Genomic DNA, 19,504 nt, shown 5'->3' on the forward strand with positions numbered 1-19,504 from the left:
ACACCTGACACGTGCCATTTGTCCTGTGCGGCTGAATGCGACACGGAGTACCATCTTCCACCCTTTGCCTTCTGGAACCGACCTGCATGCGTCCTGGTGCGACTACGCGTGACCGCTGGATCTGGATGACGTCCGCCGTGCTGCTGGCCGCGACCATCGTGTTGGAACTGGTCGTCCCGCTCGGCTATGCGGTATGGCTGGCCTACTTCCTCGCGGTCGGCGTGACGGTGTTCCAGCGCAGTGCACGCGCGCCGTTCGTGGTCGCGATGATCGCCTGTGTCCTGCTGGTGATCGGCTTCAACGTTGCGCCAGCCAGCAACAATTCGTCGTTCTCGCTAGTCAACCGTACCGTCGGTGGCTGCGCCTTCCTGATGATCGCACTGATCGTCTCGCGCGCGATCCAGGCCCGGCGCCAGGCGATGCGCGCGCTTTGGCTGCAGGAGGCCGAGAACGCGGTGGCGCTGAGCCTGCGCGGTGACCTTGGGCCGGAGCAGATCGCCGAGGCGGCAGCAGCAAGCCTGGCCGGGCAGCTGGATGCAGAGGTCGGTGCGGTCTATCGCCTGGACGGCGGCCGGCTGCAGCTGACCGGTGGCGTGGCGCTGCCCACTGGGACGCCGGCCTCCCTGGCCCTGCACGAAGGACTGGCCGGGCAGGTTGCGCGGGACGAACGCATCCGCCACCTGCACGGCGAAGACGCTGCCGTGCTCGAACTGCAGACCAGCCTGGGCCGGCTGCCGGTGCGCGAGCGCATCCTGGCGCCAATCAGCAGCGATGGTACGGTGGTCGGTGTCATCGAGCTGGGCCGCGCGCGGGCGGGTGAACAGCGTGATCTGGATCGCGAGCTGCTTGAGCGCTGCGCCGACACCATCGGCATGGCACTGCGCGCATCGCTGCTGCGTGCGCAGCTGGTGGTGCTGCTGGAAGAGTCGCAGCGCCAGGGCGAGGAGCTGCAGGCCCAGCAGGAAGAGCTGCGTGTGGCCAACGAGGAACTGGAAGAGCAGAGCCGCAGCCTGTTGCAGTCGCAGAGCCACCTGGAAGAACAGCAGGCTGAGCTGGAACAGAGCAACGTGCAGCTGGAAGAGCGCACCCACGAGCTGGAGGCGCAGAAGCAGGCACTGCTGGTTGCGCAGAGCCAGCTGGTGCGCAACAGCAACGAGCTGGCGGCGACCTCGCGCTACAAGTCCGAATTCCTGGCCAACATGTCGCATGAGCTGCGCACGCCGCTGAACAGCTCGCTGATCCTGGCCAAGCTGCTGGCCGACAACAAGGACGGCACGCTGACCGAGGAACAGGTGAAGTACGCGCGTGCGATCCTGTCGTCCAACAACGACCTGCTGGCGCTGATCAACGACATCCTCGACCTGTCGCGCATCGAGGCCGGTCATGTCGAACTGTCCGATGAAGTGGTGGTGGTCGAGAGCGCGCTGCAGCGGCTGCGCGAGACGTTCGAGCCGATGGCGCGGCAGAAGGGCCTGGCCCTGCAGATCGAAGCCGACGCCCTGGCACCAACCCAGATGGTGGTTGACAGCCAGCGGCTGCAGCAGATCCTGAAGAACCTGCTGGCCAACGCGGTGAAGTTCACCGAGCATGGCAAGGTCAGCCTGCACGTGCGTGCCGGCGGCAACGGCCGCATCCGGTTCGAGGTCTGTGACACCGGCATCGGCATTGCCCGCGAGCAGCTGGATGTCATCTTCGAAGCGTTCCGCCAGGCCGATGGCAGCACCCGCCGTCGCTACGGCGGCACCGGCCTGGGCCTGTCGATCTCGCGCGATCTGGCCGAGCGCATGGGCGGCGGCATCCAGGTCGACAGTGAGCCCGGGCGCGGCAGCTGCTTCATCCTGGAGCTGCCGTTGCAGGGTGCGCCCGCGGCGAGCGCAGCCGACGCTGCCGAGGTTCCCGTGGCTGCGCCGCCGACGGCGCCGGCCGTGCTGCCGGCCGCGCCCGCACGCGCTGCGACCGCGGCAGCGCCGGTCACTGCGATGGCCGGCGTAGCCGACGACCGCGGTCGCCGCCAGCGTGCCGGGCGCCTGATCCTGGCGGTCGAGGACGATGCCACGTTCGCCGAAGCGCTGGTGGCGCTGGCCCATGAACTGGACTTCGACTGCGTGGTGGCGGGCACGGCGGAAGAGGCGCTGGCGCTGGCCAGCGAACTGCGGCCGAACGGCATCCTGCTCGATATCGGCCTGCCGGACGTGTCGGGGCTGAGCGTGCTGGAACGCCTGAAGCGCAACCCGGACACCCGCCACATCCCGGTGCATGTGGTCTCGGCCACGGACCGCAGCCAGGTGGCGCGTGAGCTGGGCGCGATCGGTTTTGCGATCAAGCCGACCACGCGCGAGCGGCTGGTGACGGCCATCGAACAGCTGGAACAGACCAGCCAGCGCGACATGCGGCGGCTGCTGATCGTGGAGGACGACAACGAGCTGCGCCACAACCTGGAACTGTTGCTGGGCCGCGACCAGCTGCAGATCGTCGCCGTAGGCACCCTGGCCGGCGCACTGGAACAGCTCAGTACGGTCACGTTCGACTGCATGGTGATGGACCTGTCGCTGCCCGACGGCAGTGGCTACGACCTGCTCGAGCACATGGCCGGCAACGACGATGTCGGTTTCCCGCCGGTGATCGTCTATACCGGCCGCGCACTCAGCCGCGAGGAAGAGCAGCGACTGCGCCGCTATTCCAAGAGCATCATCATCAAGGGCGCGCGTTCGCCCGAGCGCCTGCTGGACGAGGTGACCCTGTTCCTGCACAGCGTGGAGGCCAACCTGCCCAGCGACCAGCAGCGCCTGCTGCGCGAGGCCCGCCGTCGCGACACCGTGCTCGACGGTCGGACGGTGCTGCTGGCCGAGGACGACGTGCGCAACATCTTCGCACTGTCCAGCGTGCTCGAACCCCTCGGCGTCACGCTGGAGATCGCGCGCAATGGCCAGGAAGCGGTGGATCGCCTGGCCGAGCGCGAGGTCGACCTGGTGCTGATGGACATCATGATGCCGGAGAAGGATGGCCTTGCTGCGATGCGCGAAATCCGCGCGCAGCGCCACCTGCGGGACCTGCCGATCATCGCGCTGACCGCCAAGGCCATGCCGGACGACCGTGAGCGCTGCCTGCAGGCCGGCGCCAACGACTACATCGCCAAACCCATCGACGTCGACAAGCTGGTCTCGCTGTGCCGGGTCTGGTGCTCGCGGCAATGAACGAGCAGGCCCTGTTCGACCTCGAGCTGAAGGTGCTGCTGGAAGCGCTTTACCAGCGCTACCACTACGATTTCCGCAGTTATGCGGTGTCGTCGCTGCGTCGGCGGATCCGCCAGGCCATGCAGCGCTATGAGTGCGAGCGGCTGGCCGACCTGCAGCACCGCCTGCTGCACGAGCCGGACCTGTTCGCGCAGGCGATGCAGTTCTTCACCGTGCAGGTCTCGGAGATGTTCCGCGACCCGGCCTATTTCCGTGAGCTGCGCGAGCAGGTGGTGCCGGTGCTGCGCACCTACCCGTCGGTGAAGCTGTGGGTGGCCGGTTGCAGTACCGGCGAGGAAGTGTGGTCGCTGGCGATCCTGTTGCACGAGGAAGGCCTGCTGGAGCGCAGCATCGTCTACGCCACCGACATCAATCCGGCAGCCCTGGCCACCGCCGAGGCCGGCGCCTATGGCATCGACCGGATGGCCCAGTTCAGCCGGAACTACCTGGCGGCCGGTGGCAGCGCCTCGCTGTCTGACTACTACGCCACAGCCTACGATGGCGCGGTGTTCGATCGCCAGCTGCGCCGCAACGTGGTGTTCGCCGACCACAGCCTGGCCACCGACACCGTGTTCTCCGAGGTGCATCTGGTGTCGTGCCGCAATGTGCTGATCTATTTCAACCGCGATCTGCAGGACCGCGCGGTGGGCCTGTTCCGTGAAGCGCTGGTGCATCGCGGATTCCTTGGCCTGGGCAGCAAGGAGTCGCTGCAGTTCGGGCGCCACCACGGCGCGTTCGAGACCTGCTCGCGGGAGCATCGCCTGTACCGGAAGGTTGCCTGATGGCACTGCCGACACGACCGGCGGTGCTGGTGATCGGGGCCTCGGCGGGTGGGGTCGCGGCGCTGCAGGCGGTGCTCGGCGCGCTGCCCGCGGCTCTGCCGGTGCCGGTGCTGGCGGTGCTGCACCTGCCACGCGACCGCAGCAGCCGCATCGCCGACGTGCTGGCGCCGTACTGCGCGCTGCCGGTGCGCGAGGCCGAAGACAAGCAGCCGCTGCAGCCTGGCACGGTGACCTTTGCGCCACCGGACTATCACCTGCTGGTGGAAGACGCCGGTTCGCTGGCGTTGTCGGTGGACGCACCGGTGCTGTTTTCCCGCCCGGCCATCGATCCATTGTTCGAGTCGGCTGCGGCCGTGTTCGGCGCGCAGGTGCTGGCCCTGCTGCTGACCGGTGCCAGCAGCGATGGTAGTGAAGGGGTGGCCGCGGTGCGCGCCACCGGCGGCCGCGCCTGGCTGCAATGTCCCGAGGAGGCCGAGGCGTCGATGATGCCGGCCTCCGCCCTGCAGCACGCCGGCGCCGATGCCGTGCTGCCCCTCGAACTGATGTGCCGTCGCCTGAAGGAGCTGTTTGCATGAACCTGTTGCCGCCGGACCCTGCGCAGTCGCAGACCCCGGTCAACCTGCTGATCGTCGATGACGTGCCGCAGAACCTGGTGGCCATGCAGGCGCTGCTGCAGCGCGAAGGCGTGAACCTGCTGCTGGCCGGCTCGGGCGCGCAGGCGCTGGAACTGCTGCTCGAGCATGAGGTGGCGCTTGCCCTGCTGGACGTGCACATGCCGGAGATCGATGGCTTCACCCTGGCCGAGCTGATGCGCGGGTCACACCGCAGCCGGGATGTGCCGATCATCTTCCTGACCGCCTCGCCGGACGATCCGCTGCGCGCGTTCAAGGGCTATGAAACCGGCGCGGTCGACTTCCTGCACAAGCCGGTGGCGCCGCAGGTGATCCTGAGCAAGGTCAATGTCTTCATCGAGCTGTACCAGCAGCGGCAGCTGCTGAAGGCGCGCAACGAGGCGCTGGAGCGCTCGCTCAAGCTCAACGAGACGATGGCGGCGGTGCTCACCCACGATCTGCGCACGCCGCTGTCGGCGATCCTGCTGTGTGCCGACAAGCTGGCGCTGGAGCTTCCTGCGGGCAATGACGGCGCGCAGCAGACCCTGAAGCACCTGGAGGCCAGCACGCTGCGCATGGCGCGCATGGTCGAGCAGCTGCTGGACTTTTCGCGGATCCGCAGCGGCGGGCTGCGCCTGCAGGCCAGCGCCTGTGATCTTGCCGAGGTCACGCGTGCGGTGGTGGCCGAAGCGGGCAGCGCCCACGGCCACGCACGGCTGCATCTGGATATGCAGGGCGATACACGCCTGCAGGGTGATCTGGATCGGCTGGGTCAGGTTGCCGCCAACCTGATCGGCAATGCGCTCACCCATGGCAGTGAGGCGCGGGTGGAGGTGGACGGCCGTGATCCGCGCAGCGTGCTGCTGCGGGTGAGCAACGCGGGACGGATCGACGACGCGCTGCTGCCGCGCCTGTTCGAGCCGTTCAAGGCCAGCTTCCATCCCAGCAATGGCCTGGGGTTGGGCCTGTATATCGTCGATCAGTTCGTGCGCGCGCACGGCGGGCATATCGCAGCGCGCAATGAAGCCGGTCAGGTGGTGTTCGAAGCCCGGTTGCCGAGGCGCGTAGAGGCGCTGCCGGCGGCCGCTACCTGAATTCTTCAGGAAACACCCGCGGGCGCTGAGACGGACTCGTCCGCAGCTGCTACCGTGGCTGTACATCTTGTCAAGGAAGCGCCATGCCACTGCGTGCCATCGCCTACGTCAGCCAGTCGCTGCCGGATCTTTCCGCTGAACGGCTGCGGGCGCTGGTCGATGATGCAGCCCGTTTCAACAAGATGGCGGGCGTGACCGGTGTGCTGCTGCATGACGGCGGGCGATTCCTGCAGTACATCGAAGGGCCGCCGGATGGTATCGATTCGGTGTACGAACGCATCCTGCAGGCCGGTAGCCATATCGACATCATCGAACTGGCGCGTGGCCGCCTCGGCCAGCGCCAGTTTCCGTACTGGTCGATGCGCGCGTTGCCGGTGGAGGAGGCGCTGCTGCGGCAACTGTCTTCCAGCGACTGGTCAGGTTTCACCCGCGCGTTGCATGGTGACCTGTCGGCGCCGACCCCGGTGGATCTGCTCGATCAGGTCGTGCAACCGGTGCTGCACGCAGGTTGAACCCGCGTGGAAGGTTCAGCGCGCTGCATTTCCGCAGTAGGCGGCGTGCAACGCCTGCAATACGCCCAGCGCCGGCCCTTCCACCACCCGGTAGTGGATCGCCTGCGCTTCGCGCCGGGTCGCGACGATGCCAAGTCCGCGCAGCACCGCCAGATGCTGGGACAGCGCTGATGCGCTGAGCCCGGTCAGTGCCTGCAGTTCCGGTACTGGCGCCTCGCCTTCAACCAACCGGCACAGCACGCGCAGCCGTGCAGGATGGGCCAGGCTTTTGAGCAGCGCCGCGGCCTGGGCGGCATACCCGGCCATCGCGGCAGTGTCGAGCTCGATGCGGGTCATGGTTGACCTTTTGTTTTAGAAGAAGCTAATTTAGAAAAAGCTAATTCAAAAGGCAAGCGAATGAACGGAACAACTGGAGGCAGGTCATGACCGTGCCGTGGGCCGCCGTCGCGGGGGGCGCGTTGATCGGTGCGGCGGCGGTGGTGTTGCTGGCGACCACGGGCCGGGTAGCCGGCATCAGCGGCATCGCGGCTGGCAGCGTGCGCGCAACGCCGGGCGATCGCGGCTGGCGCTGGGCATTCCTGCTCGGCCTGCTTGCCGCTGGCGGGGGTGTGCTGTACTGGCAGGCCGTGCCAGGCCAAGCGCCCCGCGACCTGTTGCGTGACGCCTTGCCGGCGTGGCAGCTGGTTGGCGCCGGCCTGCTGGTCGGGTTCGGTACGCGGTTGGGCAACGGCTGCACCAGTGGTCATGGGGTGTGCGGCGTGGCCCGCGGCTCAATGCGGTCACTGCTGGCGGTGGTGGTGTCCATGGCCTGCGCAATGTTGACCACATTCCTGATCCGTCATGGCGGGGGCTTCGCATGAGCCGCGTGATGGTGGCCGCCGGCGCGGCAGGGGCGCTGTTCGGCGCGGGCCTGGCGCTGGCCGGCATGACCGATCCGCGCCGCATCCTCGGTTTCCTAGACATCGCCGGCGGTTTCGATCCCACCTTGGCCTGGGTACTGGCCTCGGCACTGCTGGTCAGCGCGGTCGGCCAGCGCTGGGTGCTGCGGCGCCCGCGGCCGTCATGCGCAACGGGCTTGCAACTGCCCGCTGCGCGCGGTGTCGATGTACGCCTCGTGCTGGGCGCGGCATTGTTCGGAATGGGTTGGGGCTGGGCAGGCTATTGCCCGGGCCCTGCCATCGCCGGGCTGGCGGTGGGATCGCGCGAAGCGCTTTGGTTCGTGCCGGCGATGCTTGCAGGTTTCTGGCTGCACGATCGCCTGGTTCGCCGGGGCTTCACCGCTGTGTCACCCTGAATCGGGTCATATCCACGGATCACGGGGAAAGGAGCGCAACGACATGGCACGGATGAAGTGGAAGGAAAGGGCACTGCTGGCGGTCGCGCTGGCTGCCGCGCTGGCTGCCGCAGTGGCACCGGCGCTGGCCTGCACGCGCGCGGTCTACCTGGGCGACAACGGTGATGTGATCACCGCTCGCTCGATGGACTGGAAGGTTGATGTGGCGACCAACCTCTACGTGCTGCCGCGCGGCATCGCGCGCACCGGCCAGGCCGGGCCGAAGTCGCTGGCCTGGACGGCGCGCTACGGCTCGGTGGTGGCCACCGGTTATGACGTATCGACCACCGATGGCATGAACGAGAAAGGCCTGGTGGCCAACCTGCTGTGGCTGGTCGAATCGGAGTATCCGAAGCAGCGCGGCAACAAGCCGGGCCTGGCCATCTCACTATGGGCGCAGTATGTGCTGGACAACTTCGCCACCGTAGACGAGGCGGTCGCGGCGCTGCAGCGCGAGCCGTACTCGATCGTCACCGACAAGGTGCCGGGCGAAGACCGCCAGGCCACGCTGCACCTGTCGCTGTCAGATGCCAGTGGCGACAGCGCCATCGTCGAATACATCGGCGGTCGCCAGGTGATCCACCATGACCGGCGCTACCAGGTGATGACCAACTCACCGATCTTCGAGCAGCAGCTGGCACTCAACAGCTACTGGCAGCAGATCGGCGGCACGGTGATGCTGCCGGGCACCAACCGCTCAGCCGACCGTTTCGCGCGCGCCTCGTTCTACATCAACGCCATTCCCAAGGCGGAAGACCCGGTGGTGGCGCTGGCCAGTGTGTTCAGCGTGATCCGCAACGCCTCGGTACCGTATGGCATCACCACCCCGGGCGAACCGAATATTTCATCCACGCGCTGGCGCACCGTGGCCGACCACAAGCGGCGGTTGTACTTCTTCGAATCGGCACTGACACCGAACACCTTCTGGGTCGACCTGAACAAGGTCGATTTCGGCGGCAAGGTGCTCAAGCTCGATCTCGGTCCGGACCAGCGCAATACCTTTTCCGGCGACGCGCTGGGCCACTTCGTGCCCAGCGCACCGTTTGCGTTCCTCGGCGTCGACGGTTAGTTCGACGCCTGGCTGGAAGCCGGATAGACCGCCTGGATCGTGCAGCCGCCGCGGGTGTACTGCGGCAGCGGGGCCAGCGCGTCGTTGCGCAGGTCACCATTCTCGAATCCGGCGGTGAGGATGCGATCGCCCGGATTGCCACAGATCAGGCCGTTCTGCATGCCGGAGTGGAAGCTCAGCTGTGGCGCACGGTCGAGCTGGCGGCAGTGGCTGCCAAGCTCCACGCGATAGTAGCGGTGACCCCCATTGCGATGCGGATTGGTCTCCACCAGCATGCCCTGCGGGTCGGACGACCACGCGCGCACGTTGCGCGTGGCAAAGCAGTACGACGGCGAACCACCGAAACTGCGGCGGATGTCCCTGCGCTCGCGGATGGTCAGGGCGGGCAGGGTGGCCATGCGCAGGCGATCGCTGTCGCGGGCAACGCTGGCGTAGTCGCGATCCTGCACGGGGGTCACCGCGCTGATCGCGCAGCTGCGGCCATCGACCACCAAACGCTCGCTGGGGCGACCGCAGGCCCAGCCGGCGGGTGCTTCAAGTTTCAGCGTGGTGGCACCGCGGACGCCGGGACACTCTTCGCTGAAGTCGATCCGATAGGCCTGGCCCGAGGCGGCTCGCAGGGCGATTGAACGCGATGACGCCTGCTCCACTTCCTGGACGCCGACCGCGTCCATGCAGTGCGGGGCCGGTGGCGTACGTTCCTGCGCGGAGGCCGAGGCGGTGAGCGCCAGGCCGAGGCTGGTGGCAAGCACCAGGGACAGCTGCTGATGGGTCATGACCTGCACTCCCTGCGTTGGATGACGCATCGACTATAGCAGCGGTTTGCACGGCCGTTGTTACACGCGCACACTGCCCGGATGGGCGCCATCTTCCATCTGCGGCACTACGGGCAGGCCACCGGCCTGGACCGCCATGACTACGCGCAGTGGGTGCTTCCGCTGCAGGGCGAACTGCAGTTCGAGATGGAAGGGCGCGGCGGCCGGCTGGACCTGCTGCAGGGGGCATTTGTCGCCGCCGGCGAAGCACATGACCAGATGGCGGACGGCCCCAATGGTTTCGTGATCGTTGATTGTCCTCCAGGCGTGCTGGATGACGGCACGCAGGAGCATCTGTGCCGCCAGCGCTGGCTGCATCTGCCGCTGGCATTGCGTCGGCGCCTGGCCGAGGTGCAGGCAGGGCAGCCGATGCCGGCGTTGCTGCCGCAGTTGCTGCAGGTATTTGCACCGGCGGGCAGTGGGGCGCGCATGCAGGGCCTGTGCGCGGCGGTGCAGGCCGATCCCGGCCGGGCCTGGCCGGTTGCCCGGATGGCCGGATTTGTCGGTATCAGCGAGGGCCGGTTGCACGCATTGTTCCAGCGCGAGTTCGGGCTGAGCCCGCAGGCCTGGCTCAGTGCGTGCCGCTTGCGTTGGGCCAAGCATCAGCTGCGCACCACTGCCGCGCCGATCAGCGATATCGCACTGGCTGCAGGTTATTCCGAGCAGAGCGCACTGACCCGTGCGCTGCGCCGCGAATGTGGCCAGACCCCCGCTGCGTGGCGCAGGGGTGCCGGCTGAGTTGTAGAGCCGAGCCGATGCTCGGCTGCCCTTGTCTGCACAACGGTGAATCGCAGCCGAGCATGGGCTCGGCTCTACAGAGGTGACAAGGCAGCAGCCTCGGTCAAGAGCGCCCAGCGGCCAGCGCTTACACTGCGCGGCCCGTTCCATCCGCCCGGACAATCCGAATGCGCAACAACCCGATGGCCGTGGGCATCGCCAATGGCGTGGCCGCTGGCGCGCTGTGGGGCGTGGTCTTTCTCGCGCCTGCCGTGCTTCAGTCGTTCAATGCGTTGCAACTGTCCGCCGGCCGCTACCTGGTCTATGGCCTGATGGCAGTCGCCCTGCTGCTGCCGCGATGGAAGCGGCTGGCACCGCGGCTGGGCCGTGCCGAATGGCTCGGCCTGCTGTGGCTGAGCCTGGCAGGCAACCTGGTGTATTTCCTGCTGCTGGCGACCGCCGTGCAGTGGGCCGGTGGCGCTGCGGCATCGCTGATCGTTGGCCTGATTCCGGTGGTGGTCACCCTCGTTGGCGTGCGCGAGCAGGGCGCTGTACCACTGAAACAGCTGCTGCCGGCACTGGGGCTGTGCGTGCTGGGGGTCGCCCTGGTGGGTTGGGAAGCGCTGATGTCCGAGCACCTGGTCACCCCGTGGCGGCAGCGCCTGATCGGGCTGCTGTGCGCGTTCGGTGCGCTGTTCTCGTGGGCGCTGTACTCGATCGGCAACAGCCGCTGGCTGGCGCGCAGGCCAGACCTGTCCAGCCATGACTGGTCGCTGCTGACCGGCGTCACCACTGGCGGCCTGGCCCTGCTGCTGGTGCCGATGGCCTTCAGCGGGCACACCGGCAGCCATACGGCGGCGCAATGGAGCGGGTTCTGGGCGATCAGCGCCGGCGTGGCAGTGGTGGCCTCGATCCTCGGCAACGCATTCTGGAACCGCGCCAGCCGCCTGCTGCCACTGACCCTGACCGGCCAGATGATCGTGTTCGAGACCTTGTTCGCGTTGCTTTATGCCTTCGCCTGGCAGCAGCGCTGGCCCTCGCTGCTGGAAGCACTGGCGATCGTGTTCCTGGTGGCCGGTGTGATGCTGTGCGCGCATGCGCATCGCACACCACGGGCGATCGCCGAACATGCCGGCTGAATGCAGTCGTCAAGCGTGCTGATGCCGGCTTTGTCTCAGTTGCAACCAAATGTCGGCACGTTGGCCGATGATCGCTGCATCGGTTTTTTGCATCGCAGCACTTGACAGCGGCAGGCGCACGGTGTTTTCTGTGCGCCATGGTTCTTGATGCCGCCCACGCCAGCCTGATCGCCCCCGCCATTGCGGGCCGTTCGACTGCGCCGGTCGCGACCATCACCACCATTACCACCACCACCGCCACCACTGCCCTGGTGCGGCCCGTCGTCTTCGTGTAACTCCCGAAAACCACGGCCCCGCACCCTACAGGTGGCGGGGAAACTCGACACCTGCATGCGACGGGGCCTCCTACCGAGGTCTGCATGTCTCCCCACGCCCCCGCTCATTCCGTTGCCCCGGCCGACCTGGCTGCCGCGTTCACCGTCGTGCACAAGTTCGGCGGCACCTCGGTGGCCGATGCCGAACGCTATCGCCATGTGGGCGGCCTGTTGCTGGCCCGTCCCGAATCGCTGCAGGTCACTGTCGTCTCGGCGATGAAGGGCGTCACCGACGCGCTGATCGAACTGGCCCAGCTGGCGGCCAAGGGCGATGGAGGCTGGCGTGAGGCCTGGCATGCCCTGCGCGCACGCCATCGCGGCGCTGCCGTGGCGCTGCTGGGCGAGCAGGTGGGCGAGACGGTCGAATGGATCGACGCCCGCTTCGATCAGCTGGCCGAAGTGCTGGCCGCGCTGGAAGTGATCGGCGAGCTGCCGCGCGAGGTGCTGGACCGTGTGCAGGGCTTGGGCGAAGTGTTTTCCGCACAGCTGCTCGGCACGCATCTGCGCGCGCTGGGCGAAGACTGCGCGGTACTCGACGCGCGCGATGTGCTGGTGGTCGGGCATGGCGAACTCGGCGTGGATGTCGACTGGGAAGCCAGTGCCGACCGCCTGGCCAAGTGGCGCCTGCAGCATCCGCAGTCGCGCCTGGTTGCCACCGGATTCGTCGCACGCGATCGCGATGACCGCATCACCACCCTCGGTCGCAACGGCAGCGACTATTCCGGTGCGATCTTTGCCGCGCTGTTCAACGCTGACGAGCTGCACATCTGGACCGATGTCGATGGCGTGCTGTCGGCGGACCCACGGCTGGTGCCCGAGGCGGTGCAGCTGGAAGCGCTGAGCTACGACGAGGCCTGCGAACTGGCGTACTTCGGCGCCAAGGTGGTGCATCCGCAGACGATGTCGCCGGCGATCCGACTCGGCCTGCCGATCTTCATCCGCAATACGTTCCAGCCGGCGCATCCGGGTACGCGGATCAGCGCCGAGCGCTCGCCGCGCGGGCCGGTGAAGGGCCTGACCCTGAGTCCCGGGCTGGCGCTGCTGAACCTGGAGGGCACTGGCCTGATCGGCGTGCCGGGTACCGCCGAGCGTGTGTTTGCCGCCCTGCGCCAGGCGCAGGTCTCTGTGGTGATGATCTCGCAGGGTTCCTCGGAACATTCGATCTGCTGCGTGGTGCGCGCCGCCGAAGCTGCGCGCGGCCGCGAGGCACTGCTGCACGCATTTGCGCACGAGCTGTCAGCGGGACAGGTGCAGCGCGTGCAGGTCAGTGAGGGCGTCAGCGTACTGGCTGCGGTCGGTGACGGCATGGCCGGGCAGCCAGGTGTGGCGGCGCGCCTGTTCGAGGCACTGGGGCGTGCGCAGGTGAACATCCTGGCGATCGCGCAGGGCTCGTCCGAACGCAACATCTCGGTCGCCGTGGATAGTGCCGATGCCACCCGTGCGTTGCGCGCGGCGCATGCAGGCTTCTGGCTGTCGCCGCAGACCTTCGCGGTCGGTGTGATCGGGCCCGGCAACGTTGGCGCCGCACTGCTGGACCAGTTGCTGGCCGCGCGCCCGCAGCTGCTGGCCAAGGCCAATGTGGATCTTCGCCTGCGTGCGCTGGCCTCGCGTTCGCGCATGCGCCTGGAAGTGGACGGCCTGCATGCGGACTGGCGCGAGGCCCTGCGGGACGCGGGTGAATCCAGCGATCTTGATCGTTTCACCGAGCACCTGCTGGCTGCGCACCTGCCGCATGCGGTGGTGATCGACTGCAGTGGCAGTGCCGAGGTGGCCGAGCGCTACGAGGGCTGGCTGGCGGCAGGCATCCATGTGGTCACCCCGAACAAACAGGCGGGTGCCGGGCCGCTGCCGCGCTACCAGCGCATCCGCGCCGCCGCAGCGGCCAGTGGTGCGCGCTTCCGCTACGAGGCCACGGTGGGCGCGGGCCTGCCGGTGATCACCACGCTGCGCGATCTGGTCGATACCGGTGACGAGGTGCTGGCCATCGAGGGCATCTTCTCCGGCACGCTGGCCTGGCTGTTCAACCGCTTCGATGGCAGCCAGCCGTTCTCGCAGCTGGTCGCGCAGGCGCGGTCGATGGGCTATACCGAGCCGGATCCGCGCGATGATCTGTCCGGTGTGGACGTGGCACGCAAGCTGGTGATCCTTGCACGCGAGGCCGGCCACGCGCTCGGCCTGGAACAGGTACAGGTGGAAAGCCTGGTGCCGGCACTGCTGCGCGACGGCAGCGTGGATGACTTCATGGCACGGCTGGGCGAGTCCGACGCCAGCCTGCTGCAGCGCCTGCAGGATGCACGGGCGCGTGGCGCGGTGCTGCGCTACGTGGCACGGCTGGGCACCGACGGCGCCTCGGTGGGCCTGCAGGAACTGCCGGCCGACCATGCCTTCGCCAACCTGCGGCTGACCGACAACGTGGTGCAGTTCCGTACCCGCCGCTACTGCGACAACCCGCTGGTGGTGCAGGGACCGGGCGCTGGACCGGAAGTGACGGCGGCGGGCGTGTTCGCCGACCTGCTGCGGGTAGCCGCTGGCGAGGGAGCACGCCTGTGATCGCACGTGCATTTGCGCCCGCCTCGGTGGCCAATGTGGCGGTGGGCTTCGACATACTGGGGCATGCCATTGCAGGCGTTGGCGATACGGTGAGCGTGCGGCGTATCGATGAGCCGGTGGTGCGCATCGAGGCGATCCGCGGCAGTGCGGTCGAACTGCCGCTGGAGGCGGCCGGAAACACGGCAGGTGCGGCGTTGATGTCGCTGCGCGCAGGGCTGGGCCTGCACTTCGGCTTCGCGGTGGAGATCGACAAGGGCATTCCATTCGGCTCCGGCATGGGGGGCTCGGCAGCCTCGTCCGTCGCTGCGCTGGTTGCTGCCAATGCATTGCTGGATGCGCCGCTCTCGCGCGAGGCGCTGTACCCGTTTGCACTGGATGGCGAGGCCGTGGCCAGTGGGGGCCGCCATGGTGACAACGTGGGGCCGCTGCTGCTCGGCGGGCTGGCGTTGTGCACGGCTGACCGCCTGCTGACGATCCCTGTGCCAGCCAGTTGGCACAGCCTGCTGGTGCACCCGCACGCGGTGCTGGAAACCCGTCTGGCACGCCAGGCGCTGCAAGGCAGCTATGCGCTGGGTGAATTCGTGGCGCAGAGTGCGAATCTTGCGCTGGTGCTCAGCGGCTGCCATCGCAGCGACGCGGCGCTGGTGCGCGCTGGCCTGCGCGATGTGCTGGTGGAGCCGCGACGGGCGGGTCTGATCGGCGGCTTCGAGATGGCTCGCGATGCGGCGTTGTCAGCCCGTGCAATGGGCGCGGGCATCTCCGGTGCCGGCCCCAGCGTATTCGCCTGGTTCGAAGATGCCGACCAGGCCCACGCTGCCGCGGCGCCGGTGCAGGCCGCATTCGCTGCTGCCGGCTTCGACAGCGATGCCTGGGTGTCGCCGCTGGATGCGCCGGGAGCCCGGCTGTGCTGAATCCTTCTCCCTCTTTGGATACTGAACCCATGCAATTCGTTTCGACCCGCGGCCGGTCCCCGGCCGTTGGCCTCAGCGCGGCCATTGCTGCAGGCTTGGCGCCCGATGGTGGCCTGTACGTGCCCCAGGTACTGCCGGCGCCACGTGAGCTGGAAGCCGGTGCGACCCTGGCCGATACCGCTGCAGACCTGCTGGCACCGTTCTTCGCCGGGGATGCGCTGGAGGCCGGATTACCGTCGATCTGCCGCGAGGCGTTCGACTTCCCGGTGCCGCTGCGCGCGCTCGGCGACGGTGACCACGTGCTGGAACTGTTCCATGGACCGACGGCGGCGTTCAAGGACATTGGTGCGCGTTTCCTGGCCGGTACGCTGTCGCGGCTGCAGGCCGGCAAGGACCGCGAACTGACCATCGTCGTCGCCACCTCTGGCGATACCGGCGCCGCCGTTGCCGCGGCCTTCCATCGCCAGCCAGGCGTACGCGTGGTGGTGCTGTATCCGGATGGCCGCGTGTCACCGCGCCAGGCGCACCAGCTCGGCTGCTTCGGTGACAACATCCAGGCGCTGCGCGTGGCCGGTGCCTTCGACGACTGCCAGGCCATGGTCAAGCAGGCGCTGGCCGACCGCGAACTGCAGGCACAGGTGCCGCTGAGCTCGGCCAACAGCATCAGCCTCGGTCGCCTGCTGCCGCAGATGAGTTACTACGCACATACGGCACTGAGCCACTACGCGTTGCATCGTCGCCGGCTCAACCTGGTGGTACCGACCGGCAACCTGGGCAACGCAATGGCCGCAGTGCTGGCGCGCGCGCTGGGCGTGCCGATCGGACAGATCGTGCTGGCCACCAATGCCAACGCCGTATTGCCGGCGTACTTCAACGGTGGCGAGTACCACCCGCAGGCCAGCGTGGCGACCGTGGCCAATGCCATGGATGTGGGGGCGCCCAGCAACTTCGAGCGCCTGCGCTGGCTCTACCAGGGCGACGATGCCGAACTGCGTGCTGCCTTCCGGGCGTTTGCCGTGGATGACGTGACCATCCGGGCCACCATTGCCGCCGCGCATGCCAGCAGGGGCGAGCTGTTATGCCCGCATACGGCTACGGCGGTGAAGGTGCTGCAGGACCTGCGCGCCCGTGGTGCCAAGGGCGACTGGGCGGTGGTGGCCACTGCGCATCCGGCCAAGTTCGAGGCCGTGGTCGAGCCGTTGATCGGCGAACCTGTGGCCGTGCCGCCGGCATTGGATGCGTTGTTGCAACGGCCGGCGCACGCCGAACCGTTGGCCGCCGATTACGCGGCGTTGCGCGAGGTGTTGTTGCGTTGATCGGAGATGGATGGGATTGCCGGCCGCTGGCCGGCAATCCCAGCAACCGCAGTGCGGTCAGATCAACCCTTCACCGGCCAGCGTGCGCAGCCCGTCCTCGTCGAGGATCTCCACTACGTTCAGGTGGGGCAGGGCAATCAGCCCTTGCTGGCGCAGCTTGGTGAAGGTGCGGCTGACCGTTTCCATGGTCAGGCCCAGATGGTCGGCGATGTCGCCTCGGCCCATCGGCAGCGACACGCGCAGGCCGTCGCCGCCCAGCCTGGCTTCACGCGCGGCCAGGCGCAGCAGGAAATCAGCCAGCTTCTCGGCCGGCTGCAGGCGTGCCAGCGCCAGTGCAGCGTCCTGCGCGGCATCCAGTTCCTGGCAGGCACGCTGCAGCAGCTTGCGCTCCAGGTGCGGGAAGCGGCTGCGGAGCGCCTTCATCTGTGGCAGCGCGACGCGGCAGACACGGCTGTCGGCGATGGCTTCGATGTCGTAGCGGTGATGGTCGCTGCCGCTCAGGCCCAGGTAGTCGCCGGGCAACACGAAGCCGTTGATCTGGCGGCGGCCGTCGGCCAGGGTGCGTACCAGGCGCAGTGCGCCGGCAGTCAATGTATAGACATGGTCGCGTTCTTCACCCGTGCGGGCCAGCGTGCTGCCCATGCTGACCTGCTGCGAAACGGTGACCTGTTCCAGCGCCTGCACTTCATCGGGCGACAGCGCCGAGCACACCGCAAGGTGGCGAACCGAGCAGTGCAGGCAGTCCAGCGTGGTGCAGGACGGCGAGGCGGGATCGTTGGTGGCGGGCGGAGCGCCGGAAGGCCGTGACATGTTGCGGGGGCGTATCGCGGGCGGGGGAGGGCCTTATGATACTTCAAGCGGCCGTTCGACCCTGCCCGAGGCGGGGGCGCTAGAATGTCGCCCCCTCCCACGTCCCGTTCCAGCAGGAGTTCCACCCGTGATCAAGCCCCGTACCCCGCCCGGCACCCTTGAACTGCTGCCGCGCGAGCAGATTGCGTTCCAGCGCATGCTGGACGTGATCCGCCGCAACTACGAGCGCTTCGGGTTCCTGCCGGTGGAGACGCCGGTGTTCGAGCTGTCCGACGTGCTGCTGACCAAGTCCGGCGGCGAGACCGAGCGCCAGGTGTACTTCGTGCAGTCCACCGGTGCGCTGGCCAATGCGGCCGAATCGGGCGACCGTTCGCTGCCGGAGATGGCGCTGCGCTTCGACCTGACCGTGCCGCTGGCACGCTACGTGGCCGAGCACGAACACGAACTCACCTTCCCGTTCCGTCGCTACCAGATGCAGCGCGTTTACCGCGGCGAGCGTGCCCAGCGCGGCCGTTTCCGCGAGTTCTACCAGTGCGACATCGACGTGATCGGCAAGGACAGCCTGAGCGTTCGCTATGATGCCGAAGTGCTGGCGGTCATCCACGCCGTGTTCTCGGAACTGCGCATCGGTGACTTCAGCATCCAGCTGAACAACCGCAAGCTCATGCGCGGCTTCTTCGAGAGCCTGGGCGTGGCCGAAGGCGAGCGCCAGCTGGCGGTGCTGCGTGAAGTGGACAAGCTGGACAAGCGCGGCGCCGATTACGTGCGCGAGACGCTGGTGGGCGAGGGCTTCAACATCCCGGGCGAGCAGGTCGAGAAGATCCTGGCCTTTGTGGCCGTGCGTTCGCAGGGCCATGCCGATGCGCTGGCGCAGCTGGCCACGCTTGAAGCCGACGGCGGCTCTTCGGAAATCCTGCGCACCGGCGTGGCCGAGCTGCGCGAAGTGCTGCAGCTGGTGCAGGCGCTGGGTGTGCCGGAGAGCGCGTACTGCCTGAACTTCTCCATTGCGCGCGGCCTGGACTACTACACCGGCACCGTCTACGAGACAACGTTGACCGACCACCCGCAGATCGGCTCGATCTGCTCGGGCGGCCGCTACGAAGACCTGGCCAGCCACTACAGCAAGTCCAAGTTGCCGGGCGTGGGCATTTCCATCGGCCTGTCGCGCCTGTTCTGGCAGCTGCGCGAGGCCGGCCTGATCGATGGCATCGAGGCCAGCAGCGTGCAGGCGCTGGTGGCGCTGATGGACGAGCAGGGCATGCCGCAGTCGCTGGACATCGCCCGCCGCCTGCGCGCCGGTGGCATTAATACCGAAGTGCAGATGGAGCCGAAGAAGATCGGCAAGCAGTTCCAGTATGCCGCCAAGGCGGGCATCCGCTTCGTGGTGCTGGCCGGTGAGGACGAGCTGGCGCGCGGCGTGGTGGCGGTGAAGGACCTGGTGCGCGAGCAGCAGTTCGAAGTCTCCCGCGATGAGCTGGCGAGCACTTTGCAGGTGGAGCTGGAGCAGTCCAAGGTGATGTAACGGCCACTGGCAGCATGCAACACTTCAAGGAAACGCCCACCAACCGGTGGGCGTTTTCGTTTCCGGGCCCCGGCCGTCCCGACAGCTCGCGGCCAACCGTCGAAGGCGGGGTGGGTCCGGTTGAGGGGGCGTGAGCCGCATAAATGCGGCGACCGAGCTTACATGGGTGAGGGCGCTTTGCTTGCGAAGCACTGCTTCGCAAGCGCCCGAACGCCCAGCCGCCAGCGGCTGGGCCGGGCCCCGGAGGGGTACTTGCAGCGCCCCCCTCAAGCGGATCCATCCCGCCAACCCTCGGAAACCAGCTTTGCTGTTGCTCTGGCTCTTGCCTCTGCGGGTGCAGGGCAGCAGCCCTGCCGTACCCCAACTGACGATTTGACGCACTGCGCAAGAATGCGCTAATGTACTAACGCGCTATTACATTGATGCATGGAAACAGCCCCGTGAAAGCCCGCCCCGAGATTGCCGCCAAAGACCCGAAGGCCGACCTGGAAGCCCTGGCCCTGGCCTTTGCCGCCCTGCGCGAGCCGGAGCAGGTGGAAGCCTTCCTGCGCGATCTGTGCACGCCGGCCGAACTGGAAGCCATGGCCGACCGCTGGAAAGTGGTGCCGTTGCTGCAGCAGGGCGTGCCGTATCGCGAGATCCACGAGCGCACCGGCGTGAGCGTGACCACCACCGGACGGGTGGCACGCACGCTTGAGCATGGCCATCGAGGCTATGCCGCTGCCATCGACCGCCTTGCTTCGCGCTGATCCGCGCCCCGTTCCGAACTTCGAGAC

The 19,504-nt window shown here is 67.7% G+C and carries 18 protein-coding genes and 1 pseudogene; 16 read left to right on the forward strand and 3 right to left on the reverse strand.

What is annotated here, in order from left to right; translation table 11 throughout:
* Positions 1 to 86: 86 nt before the first annotated feature.
* From WDC87_RS08850 to WDC87_RS08870, 5 genes are all read left to right on the forward strand, one after another.
* On the forward strand, positions 87 to 3,194 hold the full coding sequence (locus WDC87_RS08850; RefSeq protein ID WP_088497308.1) for a response regulator: 3,108 nt from the start codon (positions 87 to 89) through the stop codon (positions 3,192 to 3,194).
* On the forward strand, positions 3,191 to 4,015 hold the full coding sequence (locus WDC87_RS08855) for a CheR family methyltransferase (protein WP_053499919.1): 825 nt from the start codon (positions 3,191 to 3,193) through the stop codon (positions 4,013 to 4,015). Before WDC87_RS08850 ends, WDC87_RS08855 begins: the two co-directional genes overlap by 4 nt.
* Positions 4,015 to 4,590, forward strand: a complete 576-nt coding sequence (locus WDC87_RS08860) for a chemotaxis protein CheB (protein ID WP_252744538.1) — start codon at positions 4,015 to 4,017, stop codon at positions 4,588 to 4,590. Before WDC87_RS08855 ends, WDC87_RS08860 begins: the two co-directional genes overlap by 1 nt.
* Positions 4,587 to 5,720 (forward strand): hybrid sensor histidine kinase/response regulator, encoded by a 1,134-nt coding sequence (locus WDC87_RS08865; protein WP_252744537.1) that lies wholly within the window; start codon positions 4,587 to 4,589, stop codon positions 5,718 to 5,720. The genes WDC87_RS08860 and WDC87_RS08865 overlap by 4 nt, the downstream gene beginning before the upstream one ends.
* An 83-nt stretch (positions 5,721 to 5,803) precedes the next feature.
* The gene (locus tag WDC87_RS08870; protein WP_252744536.1) at positions 5,804 to 6,232 is read left to right on the forward strand and encodes a BLUF domain-containing protein; all 429 of its coding nucleotides are present in this window, start codon (positions 5,804 to 5,806) and stop codon (positions 6,230 to 6,232) included.
* Positions 6,233 to 6,247: 15 nt separating this feature from the next.
* On the opposite strand, the gene WDC87_RS08875 is transcribed toward WDC87_RS08870, so the two are convergent.
* Complete coding sequence (locus WDC87_RS08875) at positions 6,248 to 6,568, reverse strand: metalloregulator ArsR/SmtB family transcription factor (protein WP_252744535.1); 321 nt, start codon at positions 6,566 to 6,568, stop codon at positions 6,248 to 6,250.
* Between the two features lie 77 nt (positions 6,569 to 6,645).
* On the opposite strand from WDC87_RS08875, the pseudogene WDC87_RS08880 reads away from it, so the two are divergent.
* The 3 genes and pseudogenes from WDC87_RS08880 to WDC87_RS08890 form a co-directional block, all read left to right on the forward strand.
* Positions 6,646 to 7,092: pseudogene (locus tag WDC87_RS08880) on the forward strand (hypothetical protein); the annotation flags it as partial.
* The gene (locus WDC87_RS08885) at positions 7,089 to 7,526 is read left to right on the forward strand and encodes a DUF6691 family protein (RefSeq protein WP_252744533.1); all 438 of its coding nucleotides are present in this window, start codon (positions 7,089 to 7,091) and stop codon (positions 7,524 to 7,526) included. The pseudogene WDC87_RS08880 and the gene WDC87_RS08885, both read left to right, overlap by 4 nt.
* Positions 7,527 to 7,569: 43 nt before the next feature.
* Positions 7,570 to 8,634 (forward strand): linear amide C-N hydrolase, encoded by a 1,065-nt coding sequence (locus WDC87_RS08890; RefSeq protein WP_252744532.1) that lies wholly within the window; start codon positions 7,570 to 7,572, stop codon positions 8,632 to 8,634.
* On the opposite strand, the gene WDC87_RS08895 is transcribed toward WDC87_RS08890, so the two are convergent.
* Complete coding sequence (locus WDC87_RS08895) at positions 8,631 to 9,410, reverse strand: DUF6491 family protein (protein ID WP_227837194.1); 780 nt, start codon at positions 9,408 to 9,410, stop codon at positions 8,631 to 8,633. The genes WDC87_RS08890 and WDC87_RS08895 overlap by 4 nt on opposite strands.
* 81 nt (positions 9,411 to 9,491) lie before the next feature.
* On the opposite strand from WDC87_RS08895, the gene WDC87_RS08900 reads away from it, so the two are divergent.
* From WDC87_RS08900 to thrC, 6 genes are all read left to right on the forward strand, one after another.
* Positions 9,492 to 10,187, forward strand: a complete 696-nt coding sequence (locus WDC87_RS08900) for an AraC family transcriptional regulator (RefSeq protein ID WP_252744531.1) — start codon at positions 9,492 to 9,494, stop codon at positions 10,185 to 10,187.
* A 167-nt stretch (positions 10,188 to 10,354) separates the two neighbouring features.
* A complete protein-coding gene (locus WDC87_RS08905) occupies positions 10,355 to 11,305 on the forward strand; it encodes a DMT family transporter (RefSeq protein ID WP_252744530.1) in 951 nt (316 codons plus the stop codon).
* A gap of 137 nt (positions 11,306 to 11,442) precedes the next feature.
* Entirely contained in the window at positions 11,443 to 11,580 is a 138-nt protein-coding gene (locus tag WDC87_RS08910; protein ID WP_172412145.1) for a hypothetical protein, read from the forward strand.
* An 84-nt stretch (positions 11,581 to 11,664) separates the two neighbouring features.
* Positions 11,665 to 14,169, forward strand: coding sequence for a bifunctional aspartate kinase/homoserine dehydrogenase I (thrA, locus tag WDC87_RS08915; protein ID WP_252744529.1), 2,505 nt, complete (start codon positions 11,665 to 11,667; stop codon positions 14,167 to 14,169).
* Positions 14,166 to 15,080 (forward strand): homoserine kinase, encoded by a 915-nt coding sequence (locus tag WDC87_RS08920; protein WP_072169062.1) that lies wholly within the window; start codon positions 14,166 to 14,168, stop codon positions 15,078 to 15,080. The genes thrA and WDC87_RS08920 overlap by 4 nt, the downstream gene beginning before the upstream one ends.
* Positions 15,081 to 15,109: 29 nt before the next feature.
* On the forward strand, positions 15,110 to 16,396 hold the full coding sequence (thrC, locus tag WDC87_RS08925; RefSeq protein WP_252744528.1) for a threonine synthase: 1,287 nt from the start codon (positions 15,110 to 15,112) through the stop codon (positions 16,394 to 16,396).
* Positions 16,397 to 16,453: 57 nt separating this feature from the next.
* Here thrC and WDC87_RS08930 read toward each other — a convergent pair whose 3' ends face one another.
* The gene (locus tag WDC87_RS08930) at positions 16,454 to 17,206 is read right to left on the reverse strand and encodes a helix-turn-helix domain-containing protein (RefSeq protein ID WP_005416324.1); all 753 of its coding nucleotides are present in this window, start codon (positions 17,204 to 17,206) and stop codon (positions 16,454 to 16,456) included.
* Positions 17,207 to 17,333: 127 nt separating this feature from the next.
* Between WDC87_RS08930 and hisS the strand changes: the two genes are divergently transcribed.
* Together hisS and WDC87_RS08940 are read left to right on the forward strand one after the other, a co-directional pair.
* On the forward strand, positions 17,334 to 18,728 hold the full coding sequence (gene hisS / locus WDC87_RS08935; RefSeq protein ID WP_072169064.1) for a histidine--tRNA ligase: 1,395 nt from the start codon (positions 17,334 to 17,336) through the stop codon (positions 18,726 to 18,728).
* Between the two features lie 440 nt (positions 18,729 to 19,168).
* Complete coding sequence (locus WDC87_RS08940) at positions 19,169 to 19,477, forward strand: YerC/YecD family TrpR-related protein (protein ID WP_088497315.1); 309 nt, start codon at positions 19,169 to 19,171, stop codon at positions 19,475 to 19,477.
* Positions 19,478 to 19,504: the final 27 nt, after the last annotated feature.

It is taken from the genome of Stenotrophomonas maltophilia group sp. Smal12 (genome assembly GCF_037079935.1).
Taxonomy (GTDB): domain Bacteria; phylum Pseudomonadota; class Gammaproteobacteria; order Xanthomonadales; family Xanthomonadaceae; genus Stenotrophomonas; species Stenotrophomonas sepilia.